The organism is Vibrio sp. 11-4(1), from assembly GCF_013048625.1.
GTDB lineage: Bacteria > Pseudomonadota > Gammaproteobacteria > Enterobacterales > Vibrionaceae > Vibrio > Vibrio diabolicus.
The window spans coordinates 1-14,667 of the sequence record NZ_VHSY01000007.1 but is presented as its reverse complement, the minus strand read 5'-3'; the positions used below and the strand labels follow the sequence as shown (position 1 = coordinate 14,667).

Sequence of the window (14,667 nt, the reverse complement as noted above, 5' to 3'; positions counted from 1 at the left end):
AGGAACTCACTAGGAGTTCCTCTAAGCATATGAGAGATCAGCACTAATTACTACCAGTGATTCATTACTGGCTGTAGGTTGATAGGAATCGCTCAAAACGTCCAATGGCGATTTCTAGATCTTCAACGTGTGGCAGTGTCACTATGCGGAAATGGTCTGGTTTTGGCCAGTTGAAACCGGAACCTTGCACCAGTAAGACCTTCTCTTGTTTTAAGAAATCTAAAACCATCTGCTGATCGTTCTTGATGTTGTACATTTTTGTGTCGATTTTCGGGAAGAGGTACATAGCACCCTTAGGTTTGACACAAGAAACACCAGGAATCTGATTGATCAGTTCATACGCTCTATTGCGCTGCTCTAATAAGCGTCCGCCAGGTAAAATCAGTTCATTGATACTCTGGTATCCACCTAACGCGGTTTGAATCGCATGTTGCATTGGTACGTTTGCACATAAACGCATCGATGAAAGCAGCTCCAAGCCATTCACGTACCCTTGAGCTAGGTGTTTAGGTCCCGTTAGGAACATCCAGCCACCACGGAAACCGCAAACACGGTAGGCTTTTGAAAGGCCATTGAATGTCATGACGAGCACGTCTTCAGTGAGTGTTGCGACTGAGGTATGTGTTGCACCGTCGTACAACACTTTGTCGTAGATCTCATCTGCGAAAATGATCAGTTTGTGCTGGCGCGCGATTTCAATCACTTCAAGTAGGAAATCACGGCTATATACTGCACCTGTCGGATTGTTCGGGTTGATCAGAACAATGCCACGTGTCTTTGGTGTGATTTTCTTTTTGATGTCTTCAAGGTCTGGGTACCAGTCAGCGTCTTCATCACATAGGTAATGAACCGGCTTACCGCCTGATAGTGCAACTGAAGCTGTCCACAACGGGTAATCGGGAGCTGGGATTAGCATTTCGTCGCCATTATTTAACAGCGCTTGCATGGCCATCACGATCAGCTCAGACACGCCGTTACCCACATACACATCTTCGACATCTAGAGAGCGGATACCTTTACGTTGATAGTGTTGAACCACGGCTTTACGAGCAGAGTAAATGCCTTTGGAATCACAATAGCCTTGAGAAGTCGGCAGATTACGAATCACGTCGACTAAAATCTCATCAGGGGCGTCAAAACCAAATGGGGCAGGGTTACCAATGTTTAGCTTTAGGATTTTATGCCCTTCTTCCTCCATGCGCTTAGCATGTTTGAGTACAGGACCCCTAATGTCGTAGCAGACATTATCGAGTTTTGACGACATCCCGATATTTTGCATTGTATAATTCCTAAAAATTCGTTAATTTCTTTATTAAAATACAATAATTTGTTTTTTATTAGAATATATATCTGTAAATTATCTGTTTGCTGGTTAAGTTTTGCTCGTTTGCTATCACAGGATTTTGCAAAAGATCGCATACGACCTTGATTTGCTTTGGGTCTAAACTTAGAGTAGCCGTCAGTTACCATTTATCCTCACATACTACGAGGTTGATTTGTCACAGTTCCATCAAGCCGTAAAGAGAATTATCGAGCGAGTTCAGCAAGCGGAAGGCAATCAAACACGTCTGGTCGAGCCCCTGAGCGAGAAACCTAATTTCTCATTTATTGATTGGCTTGATGCACAACCACTTTTCCCTAAATTCTACTGGCAGTCCCGCGATACTCGTGAAGAGGTCGTTGCACTAGGGCAATTACACGCTTTTGTTGAGCCAGGCCCTGCTTATACCATTCTAGGTGAAGGGCAACGAGTCTGGGGCGGACGCTCTTTTGACGGCCAGCATGAGAAGAATCGTCGCTGTATGCCTTCTTTCTTCTTTTTGCCTCAAATCGAGTTAATTCGTTTTGATCAACAATGGTCTCTCGCAGTTAATATTTCAGAAGACAAAGCGCGAACCCTAGCAGGACTGCATAAACTGGTTTGTGAGGTCGCGACCTTAGCTCCGATTTCTTCTCACATCCGCTCTATTGTTCATACGCCAAGTCAGCCTCAATGGAATGAGTTAGTTCATAAAGTTCTGACTGGTATAAAGAATGATGATTTTAAGAAAGTGGTATTGGCGCGTCGCTCTACCGTGCAGCTTGATAACACATTAAGTGCTGCACAATTGCTGAAAGCGAGTTACTTAAATAACCATCATAGTTTCCATTTCATGCTGAGCTTAGACAGCAAACACAGCTTTATGGGCTCTACGCCAGAACGTTTGTATTCTCGCGTAGGGCACGAACTTTATACCGAAGCGTTAGCAGGCACGATTGGTCGAGGGGACAATGCCACTCACGATATGGAGTTGGCGAATTGGTTATCCCAAGATGAAAAGAACCTCAATGAAAACCAATATGTGGTTGATGACATTATTGATCGCCTATCACCGCATTCCGAAGCGGTTGAAGTGGAGGCCGAGGCAAGTTTGGTTAGGCTACGAAAAGTGCAACACCTCAAGCGAAATATTCACGCGAGCCTAAAGACGGGAATAAACGGTGTTCAGTTGTTATCGGCGCTTCAGCCGACGGCGGCGGTTGCTGGCTTACCTCGACAAGAATCCATGCAGTTTATTCTTGATAATGAGCCCTTTGCGCGCGGCTGGTACGCGGGGTCAATGGGTTACATAAGCCATGAACGAGCAGAGTTTTGTGTCGCGATCAGAAGCGCGCTTGTTCTCGGTGACCAAGTACAACTGTTTGCGGGCGCAGGTATTGTGCCAGGCTCTGTAGCAGAGCATGAGTGGGCGGAACTTGATAAGAAAATGTCGACGTTACTTACGCTGATTTCTGATCACCCCCCGTTGGGAGTCGCATCATGAATCATGACCAAGCGGTGCTCAATCGAATTTGGTCAGAAACCATATTGATTGAGCTTCAGCGATTTGGCGTTAAGCATGTTTGTATCGCTCCTGGCTCTCGTTCTACTCCTTTAACTTTAGAGGCGGCAGAACAGTCCAATTTTTCTATTCATACTCACTTTGATGAGCGTGGTCTCGGCTTTATGGCTCTTGGCTTAGCGAAAGCTACTCAAGAGCCAGTGGCAATCATCGTTACCTCTGGTACGGCAGTGGCGAACTTATTACCAGCCGTTGCGGAGGCTAGGCTTACTGGTGAAAAGCTGGTGCTGCTCACTGCGGATCGTCCGATGGAGCTCGTTGGCTGTGGCGCAAACCAAGCGATTAACCAGTTGGGTATTTTTTCACATCATGTCTCGGCCAGCTTGAATTTACCAAGCCCAACTTTAACAACATCGCTTAATTGGTTGCTGACCTCTGTTGACGAAGTGATGTTTACTCAGCAGCTGCAAGGCAGTGCTGTTCATATTAACTGTGCATTTCCAGAGCCTTTGTATTCCAACGGCGCAAAAGCGGATTATCAAACCTACTTAGACTCGGTAGCCGGATGGCGAAAAGGAAGTGGTACTTATACTCAGCGTTTTAGCCACTTGTCACAGGCGCAAATCCCGTCTTGTGCGGATAAAAAAGGCTTGGTTGTGATTGGCAGCTTACCGCTTGAACAAGCGAAGTCGGCGCAGGCATTTGCACAAAAGATGGGATGGCCGGTACTTGCAGACCCGCAAAGTGGTCTCAGTTCGGATTGGGCGCATTACGATGTATGGCTTCAACTTCCCGAGCTCGCAAACGAGCTTGAATCTTGTGAACTTATTATCCAATTTGGTAGCCGAATCATCTCCAAACGTTTGAACCAGTGGATTGATAAACAAGTTTCGCAAAATCAACAAAGTAAAGACGTTCAATACTGGTATATCTCGCCGCGTATGGACCGTAATAACCAAAATCATCTGGCGCAAATGCACTGGGTTGAGCTTCCTCAAACTTGGGTTTCTCGCATTAGCTTTGAGAAGCCAATATTTGCTGGGTGGGCTGATAGGTTAGCGAATGGAGTTAAGCGAGTTCATCAACGTATCGAAGAAGCTTTCCTATCTGATTCAGCGTCTGCCATTGACGAAATTGCGTTGGCAGCAGACATCAACGAGCGCACTAAAAACGCTGATGTCTTTTTGGGTAACAGTTTGTTTGTTCGACTTGTCGATATGTACGGCAAACTTGATGATGTAGAAGTGTTCACTAACCGAGGCGCGTCAGGAATTGACGGTTTGTTTGCTACCGCATCAGGTGTGCAGCGAGCAAGAGGTAATCTGTTACTGATGTATATTGGTGACACATCAGCACTGTATGATCTCAATTCACTAGCGCTGTTTTCTCACAATAAATTGCCGACGGTACTTGTGGTCACAAACAATGATGGTGGCGCAATTTTCGATATGTTACCGGTGCCTCAGGAGCATCGCACTGCGTACTATCAAATGCCCCACGGTTATCAGTTTGAACATGCAGCCAAACAGTTTGGTTTAAAGTATGAGAAGCCAACTACGTTAGAAATGTATCAAGCAATGGTTGCCGAGCACCTGTCGAGCGGCCAAGGCACACTGCTGGTGGAAGTTCAAACCCCACCAAGTCAAGCCGCAGAGTTGATAAAGGCATTTAATAAGAGCCTGCATGCTTCACTCTGAGCGTCTCTCTTCAACTGAAAAACACCAAAGTGGTGATCTTCCCACTCTGGTGTTTTTGCATGGCTTTTTAGGAAGTGGTGCTGATTGGCAAGCTTGTTTGGATGAGCTGACTCGGTTTGAACGAATTGTTATAGACCTTCCTGGTCATGGTCGTAGCCAGTTTACAAAGTGCAACGATCTCGATGATTGCTGCAAACTTCTTAATTCCACACTATCTTTATTATTCCCTCCGCAACAACCACTTATTTTGATTGGTTACTCGATGGGCGGCCGTATTGCGATGCATGGTATTGCCAATCAATGCTTCTCAGATCTCAATATTGTGGGCGCAATTGTTGAAGGGGGAAACTTCGGGCTTCAAACTGAGTCAGAGAAACAGGTGAGATTGGAGAATGATGCTCGCTGGGCAAAGCGTTTCAAAACAGAACCACTTGAACGTGTTTTGAACGATTGGTATCAGCAAGCGGTGTTTTCTTCACTAAACCATGAGCAAAGACAAACATTAATTGTGAAGCGAAGTGATAATCTTGGCTCGGCGGTCGCGAGCATGCTGATGGCAACATCGTTAGCCAAGCAGGCGTATTTGTTGCCCACACTGAAAAAGCAGAATATATCGATGTATTACTTGTGTGGCGCGAAAGACCAAAAATTTAGCCAACTGGCACAACGTAGCGGGTTGGCGTATCGACAAGTTGAAGGCGCAGGACATAACGTTCATCAAGAGCAGCCCCAACAATTTGCGATGCATATTAAGCAAATAATTCAATCTCACTTTGGTGAGAGTAACGAGAACAATGGGAATCACCATGGCTAAAACAGTAGGCATTTCTGAAGAAGAACTTTACGCTCCGGTTCAATGGAAAGATTGCAGCGAGAAATACGAGGATATTCACTACCATAAATCTGAAGATGGTATCGCGAAAATTACCATTGCACGCCCACAAGTGCGTAATGCATTCCGCCCTCAAACAGTAAAAGAGATGATTGATGCGTTAGCAGATGCGCGTTACGATTCTGGTGTTGGCGTGATCATTCTGACAGGTCTAGGTGAAGACGCATTCTGTTCTGGCGGCGACCAGAAGATCCGTGGCGACTACGGCGGCTATAAAGATGAGCAAGGTACACACCACCTAAACGTATTGGACTTCCAACGCGATATTCGAACTTGTCCAAAACCTGTGATCGCATCAGTTGCCGGCTGGGCTGTTGGCGGTGGTCATGTACTGCACATGATGTGTGATCTAACAATTGCAGCAGACAACGCGCAGTTTGGTCAAACGGGCCCTAAAGTGGGTTCATTTGATGGTGGTTGGGGCGCGTCTTACATGGCTCGTATCGTCGGTCAAAAGAAAGCTCGCGAAATCTGGTTCCTATGCCGTTTCTATAACGCGCAAGAAGCGTTAGACATGGGCTTGGTCAACACGGTTGTGCCGCTAGAAGAGCTAGAGAAAGAAACCGTTCGTTGGTGTCGTGAAGTTCTTCAGCATAGTCCAATGGCGCTACGCTGTCTGAAAGCTGCATTGAATGCGGACTGTGATGGTCAAGCAGGTCTTCAAGAGCTTGCGGGTAACGCAACGATGATGTTCTACATGACCGATGAAGGACAAGAAGGTCGTAACGCATTCAACGAGAAACGTCGCCCAGACTTCGACAAATTCCCTCGTAACCCATAACCCGTATAAAAAGAGGAGTGTTTCAGCTCCTCTGTTCCATTTTTCCTGAGCGCCTCGCCCTCTGGGAGGCTGGTGGGATTGCTTGCCAGAACGCTCAAATATACGGCATTACATAGGACTCGAATTATGCGTGAAGCGAAAATTTATCGTTATATCTTGCCCATGGATAGTGGTGTCATCCTGCGAGACAATAAGCTAACTGAACGTGTTGGTTATGTTGTTGTGCTTTCTGAAGGTGACCAAATAGGGCTTGGAGAAGTCGCTCCTCTTCCTGGTTTTAGTTTAGAGAGCACCGAAGATGCTGGTATTCAGCTACAGGAACAAGCGGAGCGTTGGGTCGCAGGATTGGATGTGGATTACGCCAACATGTATCCATCGGTCGCGTTTGGTTTATCGATGGCACAGTTAGAGTTAGCTGGTGGCTTACCCCAACAAGGTAAGTATCAAACAGCGCCGCTGTGTACTGGTGACCCAGACGAGCTCATTCCAAAGCTGAACGAAATGGAAGGCGAGAAAGTCGCGAAAGTAAAAGTCGGGCTTTATGAGCCAATTCGCGATGGCATGCTTGTGAACCTTTTCCTTGAATCTATCCCTCAATTAACGCTTCGACTTGATGCAAACCGCGCTTGGACACCAGAAAAAGCGCAACAGTTTGCTAAATACATTACTCCGTCTCTGCGTCAGCGCATTACCTTTTTGGAAGAGCCGTGCCGCTCTCCTGGCGATAGTCTCTCTTTTGCTATCAATACTGGTATTGCGATTGCTTGGGATGAAACGTTGCAAGATGCGGTTCGTCGAGAGGATTTCCGTCTTGAAGATCTAACTGGTGTGAAAACGATCATCATCAAACCCACACTCATTGGTTCGGTGGATTTTTGTATTACACTGATAGAGAAGGCGAAGTCACTGGGGATGAAAGCGGTTATTAGCTCGAGCATTGAATCCAGTCTCGGTTTAACGCAATTAGCGCGCTTTGCCCAATGGCAGCTGCCTGATGAAGTTCCAGGTTTGGATACGATTGGCCTATTCAAAGCTCAGTTAGAGCAAGGCTGGCCTAAGTGTGAACTTCCCGTTCTTCCTCTGAAAGATCAGGAGATTGTGTGGCATTCTGCATAGACAATGTTGCGAAGGCACCGTGGAAATATTGGGCTCAAACGAGCCCTTTTTCTATTGCACTCAAGACACCAACAGAAACATTAAACTGGCAACAACTCTCAGTACGTATTGACCAATACGCTCACTATTTGAATGACTTGGGCGTAACGCGGGGAGATGTGCTGACTTTGGTAGGTAAAAACCAAGTCGAAACTCTGCTGTTTTATCTTGCTTCCAAGCAGTTAGGCGCACTTGCCGCGCTGACCATGGTACAACCACTCGATACGCTACAGAGTAAACTTGCGACCCTTTATAAACCTGAACAAACTCGGTTTATCTGGTTTGCTCAGGAGTGCGCTTCGACCTTTTCTGAACATGATATACAAAAACTCAAGGCAACATTGCTTTCACCGCCCTTAGTTTCACAACAAGAGCGTGATGCGGTGATTGAAGATGCCTATCACCATGACAGGCTCGCTTCAGTGGTATTTACCTCTGGCTCGACAGGGGAGCCTAAAGCTGTGGTTCATACACATCGACAACACCTTGCTTCAGCAGAAGGCTTGTTGCAAGAGTTCATTTTCACTCAGCAAGATTCTTGGCTATTGTCGCTTCCGCTTTATCACGTCTCTGGATTGGCGATTGTATATCGTTGGCTATATGTCGGAGCGACATTGAAAATCGGTACAGGAAAACTTGTCGAAGATATTCAGGGCGTGTCACACGCCTCTTTGGTTGCCACGCAGCTCAAACGGCTATTGGATGATGATGTTCACTTGTCATTGACGCATGTGCTATTGGGCGGCAGCCACGTTGCTCACGAGTTGGCGTTGCGAGCAACAGGACGACGGATTGAGGCGTGGTTAGGTTATGGGATGACGGAAGCAGCCTCTACCGTTACCGCAAAGAGAATTGACAGTACCAGTAATGCTGGACACGTATTGAATCACCGTAAGATAAAGTTGGTTGACCAACGCATTTTTGTCGGTGGTAAAACATTAGCGGCAGGGTATTTTCATCAAGGTCATGTTACTCCGTTTCTGGATGAGAAAGGCTGGTTTGACAGCAAGGATCTTGGTGAGTGGCAAGGTGACGAGTTAAAGATCATCGGCCGTGCCGACAATCAATTTATCTCTGGTGGTGAGAACATTCATTGTGAAGAGATTGAGGCAGCATTGAACCAAATTGATGGCGTGGTGCAGAGCATAGTGGTTCCAGTCGAAGATGCGGAATTTGGTCATCGCCCTGTTGCTGTGATTCAGACCAATGATTTGCGCAGCAAAGCGGAATATGACCTGCATTTGCAACCCAGATTAGAGAAGTTTAAATGGCCAGTGGGATACCATCTAATGCCACAAGTGCTACTAGAAAGTGGGATCAAAGTTTCTCGGAAGGCAGTGAAGGAGTGGCTATTGCCATCAATTCAGCATTAGTCAATTTTGCTATGTATTAGTCAGAAAGGGAATTTCGTATCCTTATAACCCTGAATCATAATTATGCTTCTTCGAAGAGAGAAAAGGCATAAGGTTCAGGATGGTAAAGCTAGTATTAATTGCGGCGGTAGCACTACAAATTGGTATTGCAATAAGCAGTGAAGGGCTCGCCCGCTCTCTTGCAGAGCTGACGGCCTTTTTGATCGCTATCGCATTGGTTGTTACATACAAAAACAGCAAACTTGAGCCGTCGTCATCTCAACACGATGAGAAGACCACTAATATCTAAACAATAACCAACTTAGAGAAGTGGTTGAAATTAACACCCACAGAGTTATACCAAATAACAGTGGCTTAGCTCCAGCAGACCTCAGCTTCGAAATTGAAATGCTGCAACCAATCAGGAACAGGCACACCACCAAAGCTTGTTTCGCTCCAACGAAAATACCGTGATAGACCATTTCAAATTGAGGGAAGAAGTCGCTAAACGCGATGGCTGCGCAGTACCAAAAAATGAAATAAGGAATAACTAACTTTTTCGTTCCATTCTCTTTCTGGTCTCTCGAAAAGATCACGGCACTGATCAGTGCGACAGGGATGATCCACAAAGCTCGTGCGAGTTTTAACGTTGTTGCTGTAGTTAGCGCTTCTTCACCGTAGGCTGAGGCAGCCCCAACAACAGAAGACGTGTCATGAATAGCAATCGCGGCCCATGTACCAAATGTGTGTTGATCTAGCCCTAAAGCATGCCCAACCACAGGAAACACGAATAGTGCGATGGAGTTTAGGACAAATACCGTTGCCAGTGCTAATCCAATCTGTTCGTCTTTTGCTTTAATCGCTGGTGCTACAGCGGCAATTGCACTACCACCACAAATTGCTGTACCTGACGAGATTAAGTATGCGGTTACTCGCTCCAACTTAATTATTCTGGCAATGATAGTGCCTATGATCAGTGTGCCCGCAATCGTGGCGATAATCAGACCGATACCATCCGACGTGACAGAGAGTGCTTGCTCAAAGTTGATGCCAAAGCCTAAACCAATAATCGAGTAGGACAGCAGCTTTTTAGTAAAAGAAGCAATGGGCAGTTCTGAAGGCACAAAACCAAAACTTGCGAGTAGAAAACCAATAACTAGGGCAATAGGAGAGGAGACAAAAGGGGTTAAGCAAACGAGTAACGCCAATCCAAACAAGAGGTAGTTTCTATTCAAGGTTTTTATTCGCTGTTGTGAATGAAAGCGCGAGTATATCGCACTGAGTGTGGTCAGTTTGTCTTAATGATTTGAACACATGTTCAGTTATTCTAAACATGTGTTCAAATGTATTTTTATCGCCAGTCGCCTCTAAGTTGATGCACTCTATCGAACATCGTTTTTGCCGTTGCTTCATTTGGTGGAACCGGCTGTCCGGCTTCAATTTCTAGCTTTGACCAAAATCGAGTCGGTAAGCCACAACATGCGCGGTCTTTCGCGCGGCTGAAATAGCTTCCCCATAAGCCTTTGAGTGCCACGGGTATGACAGGTACTGGGCTGCGACGCAGAATAATATCAATGCCACGCATGAATTCATTCATTTCACCGTCTGAGGTTAATTTCCCTTCTGGGAAAATACAGACGATATGTCCTTCGCTTAATGCGGTTTCTACATCATTAAATGCACGCCTGATGGAGTTTCTGTTACTCGCTGAAATCGGAATTACCCCAGTTCTGCGTAAAAAGCGTCTTAGTGGCGGTAGGTTGGCGTAATCTTCCTCCATCACAAAACGAATCAACCTTGGGCATACTGCGCTAAGTAGCAAGGCGTCCATATAGCTCACGTGATTACATACGATCAACGCACCGCCTTGTTCTGGCAAGTTATGTAGGTTTTTATGTTTCACTCGATAAATAGTATGAGTTAGCATCCAAACCACAAAACGGACAACGAATATCGGTATTTGCAAAAAAATGTAAGCGGCGACCAAGAAATTCAAAATGGCTAACAATGCAAACAACTGAGGAATTGTCATCTTGATTACACTTAGGCACACAATACCTAAGACAGCGCTGCCGACCATAAACAGAGAGTTAAAGATGTTGAGCCCTGCGATGACTTGTGCACGTTCGGTTTCCTTTGCTCTATGTTGCATTAATGCGTAAAGCGGCACGATAAATAACCCACCCGAAGCACCAATCATCAATAGGTAGAAAAATAATGGCCAAAAAGGCTCATATCTAAAGAAGTCTACAAAGTTATGGAAGATAGGTAGGTCACTTGGAATGGAGGTTGCCATCAAGTACCCAAATACCGTAATGCCAAGTGCGCCAATAGGCACAATACCGACTTCGATACGATGATTCGAGATCCAATTGCAAAGTAGCGACCCTAGCGCGATACCAATGGAAAACAGAGCAAGCAAGAAAGACACCGCACTCTCGGTGCCATTTAAGTAAATCTTGGTGAAATTCGGGAACTGGGTTAGATAGGCGGCGCCTAAAAACCAGAACCAGCTTATCGCCATAATACATTGAAATACAACACGATCTGATTTTGCGATGGATAGCGTGTGTTTAGTTTGTTTGTACGGTTGCCAACGAAAAGAAAGATTAGGTGCGCTGGCGGCTGCAAAGGGTATTGATCGGCTCGACAAATATCCCAACAATGCAAAGAGTACGACACAAAATGCGGCAAGGTATTTTGCGTTGTCTGCTGAGGCGATAATTCCAGCACCTAGGGTACCAATAAGGATGGCGATAAAGGTACCAGCTTCAACAAGGGCGTTGCCTGGCACTAACTCTTTCGCGTTTAATTTTTGGGGCAAAAGGGCATATTTAACCGGTCCAAAGAATGCTGACTGTGTGCCCATTAAGAACAGTAGCAGCAAAAGCACACCATAACTTTCGGTTATAAAACCAATGGCACCCAAAAGCATGATGGCGATTTCAAACAGCTTTACCTTGCGAATAAACCATGATTTTTCATATTTATCGGCTAATACGCCAGCTGAAGCGGAGAATAGAAAGAACGGTAGAATGAACAAGCCAGCCGCTAAATTGATGAACAAGTTGCTCGAAATAGGTAGTGCGCTGGATCCCGCGAAGGCGACAAACAGCAGCAAAACGTTTTTAAAAATATTGTCGTTGAAAGCGCCAAAAAACTGAGTAATGAAATAGGGTAGGAACTTTCTTTGCGTAAGTAAGGACGGCTGTCTGTCGGACGACATGGATAATCCTTTGTTACCAGTTTGTGAGGTAGTTAGAAAGCAGGTTACTGATTAATTCTTTACCATCAATTGGTTCACTAGAGAAAAATTTATCATCAACACTGAGTAAAGTAATACCGTGTACGCCAGACCAAAGCACCCGACTTGCTTGAATCACTTCGGACTCGGTACGATGTGGTGCGATTTGAGCCAATAGTGACTCCAGCATTCCTGTCATCCCGTCGATACGTTTGGCATGCCATTCTGGAAGCTCTGCACCATTCATGTTGTGCTCGAAGACTAACTGCCAACGGTAAGGGTGCTTTTGAGCGAAATCGTGGTAGCAATAAGCCAGTTCAAATAGAGCTTGATGAGCGTCTTTACTGCTATTGGTCGCCTTCAGTGCTTCTTGGGAGAGTTCGTCTAAAGTTTGCGCGACTACGTGTAAAAGTAACAGGTTATAGTTGCCAAAAATGTTGACTAATGTGCTTGGCACGTAACCAATCATGTTAGCGATTTTACGAAGACTGAGTTCGTGGTAAGAATTCTCATCTAAAAAGTTTTTGACTGTTGTTAACGTCAAATTCACTAACTCTTCTCTGGTGTGATCGTTTCTGCGCGCCATACTCTCAAACTGCTTTATTGAACATCGTTCAATATGATAGTCAGCTACCTATTAACCGTCAACAAGGCAATATACTCAAGTGACGTCAAGGTGCAGGATTCTGAGCTGTGTCACTGATTCTAATTCAAGTAAAACATCCCTAAGTAGCAGTGAGTTCATTCCAAGCATTTCCAAACGAACCAAGTATCTCGAAGTTAACCGAGAGCAGTCTGTATCTTTGGCAATATTCTGATACATGTCAGCTTCTGTAAGCTGTTTTCATCAACAGGCATACAGAGTATGATGACGTAACAATCATCTTTGGCGTGCTACTGTTTGAAACAATCGTTGTTTCGTTTGATAGAGCACAATCTTAGATAGCTAACTTTAAGGATAACGATGAAACGTTTATTTTCTATTGTTGCTCTGTTGATGTTTACCGTTGCTGTAACGCCTATCGCGGAAGCGAAGAAGTTTGGTGGCAGTAAGTCTTTCGGTAAGAGCTACAAAACAGCGCCAGCACCAAAACAACAGCAACAAAACACCAATACGGTCGGCAAAGAACAGACGGCGAAGTCTTCAAGTAAAAAAGGCTTAATGGGTGGTCTGCTAGGCGGACTTCTTGCTGGTGGTCTACTGGCTGCATTCTTTGGCGGTGCTTTTGAAGGTATCCAATTTATGGATATCCTAATTATTGGTTTGATTGCCTTTGTCATCTTTAAATTAATGCGCGGTATGCTAGGTGCGAAGCAGGGCAGTATGAACCAGCATCGTCAGCAACCTGCATTTGGTGGTAACGCATCTAAGTTTGAGCAACCAAACATGCAAAACTTTGAGCAACAGCCAAACACAAATAATGGTGGCTTTGGTGGTTTCGGCGCTCAAACGGACGTACCACATAACTACCCACCGGGCTTTGACCAAGCAGCGTTTATTAACGGCTCTCGTGAACACTACCGAATCCTGCAAGGTGCGTGGAATCACAATCAACTGGAAACCATTGAAGAATATGTTTCTCCAAGCTTGTTTGAAGATCTGAAAGCAGAGCGCGCGAAGCTCGACGGTGAGCAGCATACTGATGTAATGTACGTTGATGCAGAGATCGTCCGTGCCGATTACGATGCAAATAAAGCACAGCTTAGCCTGCAGTTTAGCGGTCGTTACCGTGACACAGTAGAAGGTGTTGAAGAAGAAATCGAAGATATCTGGCACCTAGAGCGTGACTTGACTGTGCCTAATGCACCATGGTTAATTGTTGGTATTCAAGGCTAGTCACCTTTAAACCAATTTAGTCACTAATAAAAATCCCGCGCCCCCTGCGGGATTTTTTGTATCTGTCGTTTGTATCTACGAAAGATATTTTTATAAAACCTGCCAGGTGGAGCCTTCATCATAGCTCGCGCTTAACTCTGCCGAATATCTTTTTTGTTAGCTACTCCTCAAGTGCTTTACTGAATGTTTTTCGCATTCACATTATGGTCATTGCGATAAAACAAGGACAAAGTGCTAGTACATTGTTTGTATTACAACGACCAGATCCGAACTTTGGCCATAGGAGATTCGTTTTGGCCCAGTTGTTAAAGTAGGATCCAACAGAGGGAGAACCGCGAAGAAGTTGGGTTAAATAAGGAAGGTCTTGTTACTTTATCAAGAATCCGAAACGAAAAAAGCCAGCTCAATGAGCTGGCTTTTTCAATATGGTGGAGGGGGACGGATTCGAACCATCGAAGGCAGTGCCGGCAGATTTACAGTCTGCTCCCTTTGGCCACTCGGGAACCCCTCCAGGGTGTTTTATACTTAAAAGATAGTTTCCCAACCTAGCTTCCAAGTTGTTCTTATGTTTAAAGGAAAAACACAAGAAAGAATATGGTGGAGGGGGACGGATTCGAACCATCGAAGGCAGTGCCGGCAGATTTACAGTCTGCTCCCTTTGGCCACTCGGGAACCCCTCCAGGGTGTTTTATACTTAAAAATTAGTTTCCCAACCTAGCTTCCAAGTTGTTCTTATGTTCAAAGGAAAAACACAAGAAAGAATATGGTGGAGGGGGACGGATTCGAACCATCGAAGGCAGTGCCGGCAGATTTACAGTCTGCTCCCTTTGGCCACTCGGGAACCCCTCCAGGGTGTTTTATACTTAAAAGATAGTTTCCCAACCTAG

12 protein-coding genes and 3 tRNA genes are annotated in these 14,667 nt (G+C 45.3%); 8 read left to right on the top strand and 7 right to left on the bottom strand.

All coding sequences use genetic code 11. From position 1 onward, the window contains the following. Positions 1–64 precede the first annotated feature (64 nt). On the bottom strand, positions 65–1,279 hold the full coding sequence (locus FKN16_RS14920) for a pyridoxal phosphate-dependent aminotransferase (protein ID WP_170903028.1): 1,215 nt from the start codon (positions 1,277–1,279) through the stop codon (positions 65–67). A 217-nt stretch (positions 1,280–1,496) separates the two neighbouring features. On the opposite strand from FKN16_RS14920, the gene FKN16_RS14915 reads away from it, so the two are divergent. The 7 genes from FKN16_RS14915 to FKN16_RS14885 all read left to right on the top strand — a co-directional run bounded on the left by FKN16_RS14915 (position 1,497) and on the right by FKN16_RS14885 (position 9,009). Continuing rightward, complete coding sequence (locus FKN16_RS14915) at positions 1,497–2,804, top strand: isochorismate synthase (protein WP_170903027.1); 1,308 nt, start codon at positions 1,497–1,499, stop codon at positions 2,802–2,804. Continuing rightward, entirely contained in the window at positions 2,801–4,519 is a 1,719-nt protein-coding gene (gene menD, locus FKN16_RS14910; protein ID WP_170903026.1) for a 2-succinyl-5-enolpyruvyl-6-hydroxy-3-cyclohexene-1-carboxylic-acid synthase, read from the top strand. Before FKN16_RS14915 ends, menD begins: the two co-directional genes overlap by 4 nt. Then, positions 4,506–5,333: a 2-succinyl-6-hydroxy-2,4-cyclohexadiene-1-carboxylate synthase gene (gene menH, locus FKN16_RS14905; RefSeq protein ID WP_170903025.1), complete on the top strand. Its 828-nt coding sequence runs from the start codon at positions 4,506–4,508 to the stop codon at positions 5,331–5,333. Before menD ends, menH begins: the two co-directional genes overlap by 14 nt. Continuing rightward, positions 5,326–6,192 carry a 1,4-dihydroxy-2-naphthoyl-CoA synthase gene (gene menB / locus FKN16_RS14900; protein WP_005390550.1) on the top strand — a complete coding sequence of 289 codons (867 nt, stop codon included), beginning with the start codon at positions 5,326–5,328 and terminating at the stop codon, positions 6,190–6,192. The genes menH and menB overlap by 8 nt, the downstream gene beginning before the upstream one ends. A gap of 126 nt (positions 6,193–6,318) precedes the next feature. After that, the gene (gene menC / locus FKN16_RS14895; protein WP_046874206.1) at positions 6,319–7,308 is read left to right on the top strand and encodes an o-succinylbenzoate synthase; all 990 of its coding nucleotides are present in this window, start codon (positions 6,319–6,321) and stop codon (positions 7,306–7,308) included. Continuing rightward, complete coding sequence (menE, locus tag FKN16_RS14890) at positions 7,293–8,720, top strand: o-succinylbenzoate--CoA ligase (RefSeq protein WP_170903024.1); 1,428 nt, start codon at positions 7,293–7,295, stop codon at positions 8,718–8,720. The genes menC and menE overlap by 16 nt, the downstream gene beginning before the upstream one ends. A gap of 100 nt (positions 8,721–8,820) precedes the next feature. Continuing rightward, positions 8,821–9,009, top strand: a complete 189-nt coding sequence (locus FKN16_RS14885) for a hypothetical protein (RefSeq protein ID WP_005390556.1) — start codon at positions 8,821–8,823, stop codon at positions 9,007–9,009. On the opposite strand, the gene FKN16_RS14880 is transcribed toward FKN16_RS14885, so the two are convergent. The 3 genes from FKN16_RS14880 to FKN16_RS14870 form a co-directional block, all read right to left on the bottom strand. Next, a complete protein-coding gene (locus tag FKN16_RS14880) occupies positions 8,999–9,934 on the bottom strand; it encodes a putative sulfate exporter family transporter (RefSeq protein ID WP_170903023.1) in 936 nt (311 codons plus the stop codon). The two genes, FKN16_RS14885 and FKN16_RS14880, sit on opposite strands and share 11 nt — an antisense overlap. A 116-nt stretch (positions 9,935–10,050) precedes the next feature. After that, a complete protein-coding gene (locus FKN16_RS14875) occupies positions 10,051–11,925 on the bottom strand; it encodes an MFS transporter (protein ID WP_170903022.1) in 1,875 nt (624 codons plus the stop codon). A gap of 13 nt (positions 11,926–11,938) precedes the next feature. Further along, positions 11,939–12,529, bottom strand: coding sequence for a TetR-like C-terminal domain-containing protein (locus tag FKN16_RS14870; RefSeq protein WP_006743255.1), 591 nt, complete (start codon positions 12,527–12,529; stop codon positions 11,939–11,941). Between the two features lie 378 nt (positions 12,530–12,907). Here FKN16_RS14870 and FKN16_RS14865 point away from each other — a divergent pair, with 378 nt between their 5' ends. Further along, positions 12,908–13,780 carry a Tim44 domain-containing protein gene (locus FKN16_RS14865; protein WP_170903021.1) on the top strand — a complete coding sequence of 291 codons (873 nt, stop codon included), beginning with the start codon at positions 12,908–12,910 and terminating at the stop codon, positions 13,778–13,780. 426 nt (positions 13,781–14,206) lie between these two features. On the opposite strand, the gene FKN16_RS14860 is transcribed toward FKN16_RS14865, so the two are convergent. From FKN16_RS14860 to FKN16_RS14850, 3 genes are all read right to left on the bottom strand, one after another. Further along, positions 14,207–14,291 (bottom strand) — tRNA-Tyr (locus tag FKN16_RS14860). A gap of 84 nt (positions 14,292–14,375) precedes the next feature. Next, positions 14,376–14,460: transfer RNA gene (locus tag FKN16_RS14855), tRNA-Tyr, on the bottom strand. 84 nt (positions 14,461–14,544) lie between these two features. Further along, positions 14,545–14,629: transfer RNA gene (locus FKN16_RS14850), tRNA-Tyr, on the bottom strand. Positions 14,630–14,667 lie beyond the last annotated feature (38 nt).

Coding starts and splice junctions, on each gene's coding strand:
- FKN16_RS14920 (WP_170903028.1), bottom strand. CDS start 1,279: ATGCAAAATATCGGGATGTCGTCAAAACTCGATAATGTCTGCTACGAC.
- menD (WP_170903026.1), top strand. CDS start 2,801: ATGAATCATGACCAAGCGGTGCTCAATCGAATTTGGTCAGAAACCATA.
- menH (WP_170903025.1), top strand. CDS start 4,506: ATGCTTCACTCTGAGCGTCTCTCTTCAACTGAAAAACACCAAAGTGGT.
- menB (WP_005390550.1), top strand. CDS start 5,326: ATGGCTAAAACAGTAGGCATTTCTGAAGAAGAACTTTACGCTCCGGTT.
- menC (WP_046874206.1), top strand. CDS start 6,319: ATGCGTGAAGCGAAAATTTATCGTTATATCTTGCCCATGGATAGTGGT.
- FKN16_RS14885 (WP_005390556.1), top strand. CDS start 8,821: ATGGTAAAGCTAGTATTAATTGCGGCGGTAGCACTACAAATTGGTATT.
- FKN16_RS14875 (WP_170903022.1), bottom strand. CDS start 11,925: ATGTCGTCCGACAGACAGCCGTCCTTACTTACGCAAAGAAAGTTCCTA.
- FKN16_RS14870 (WP_006743255.1), bottom strand. CDS start 12,529: ATGGCGCGCAGAAACGATCACACCAGAGAAGAGTTAGTGAATTTGACG.
- FKN16_RS14865 (WP_170903021.1), top strand. CDS start 12,908: ATGAAACGTTTATTTTCTATTGTTGCTCTGTTGATGTTTACCGTTGCT.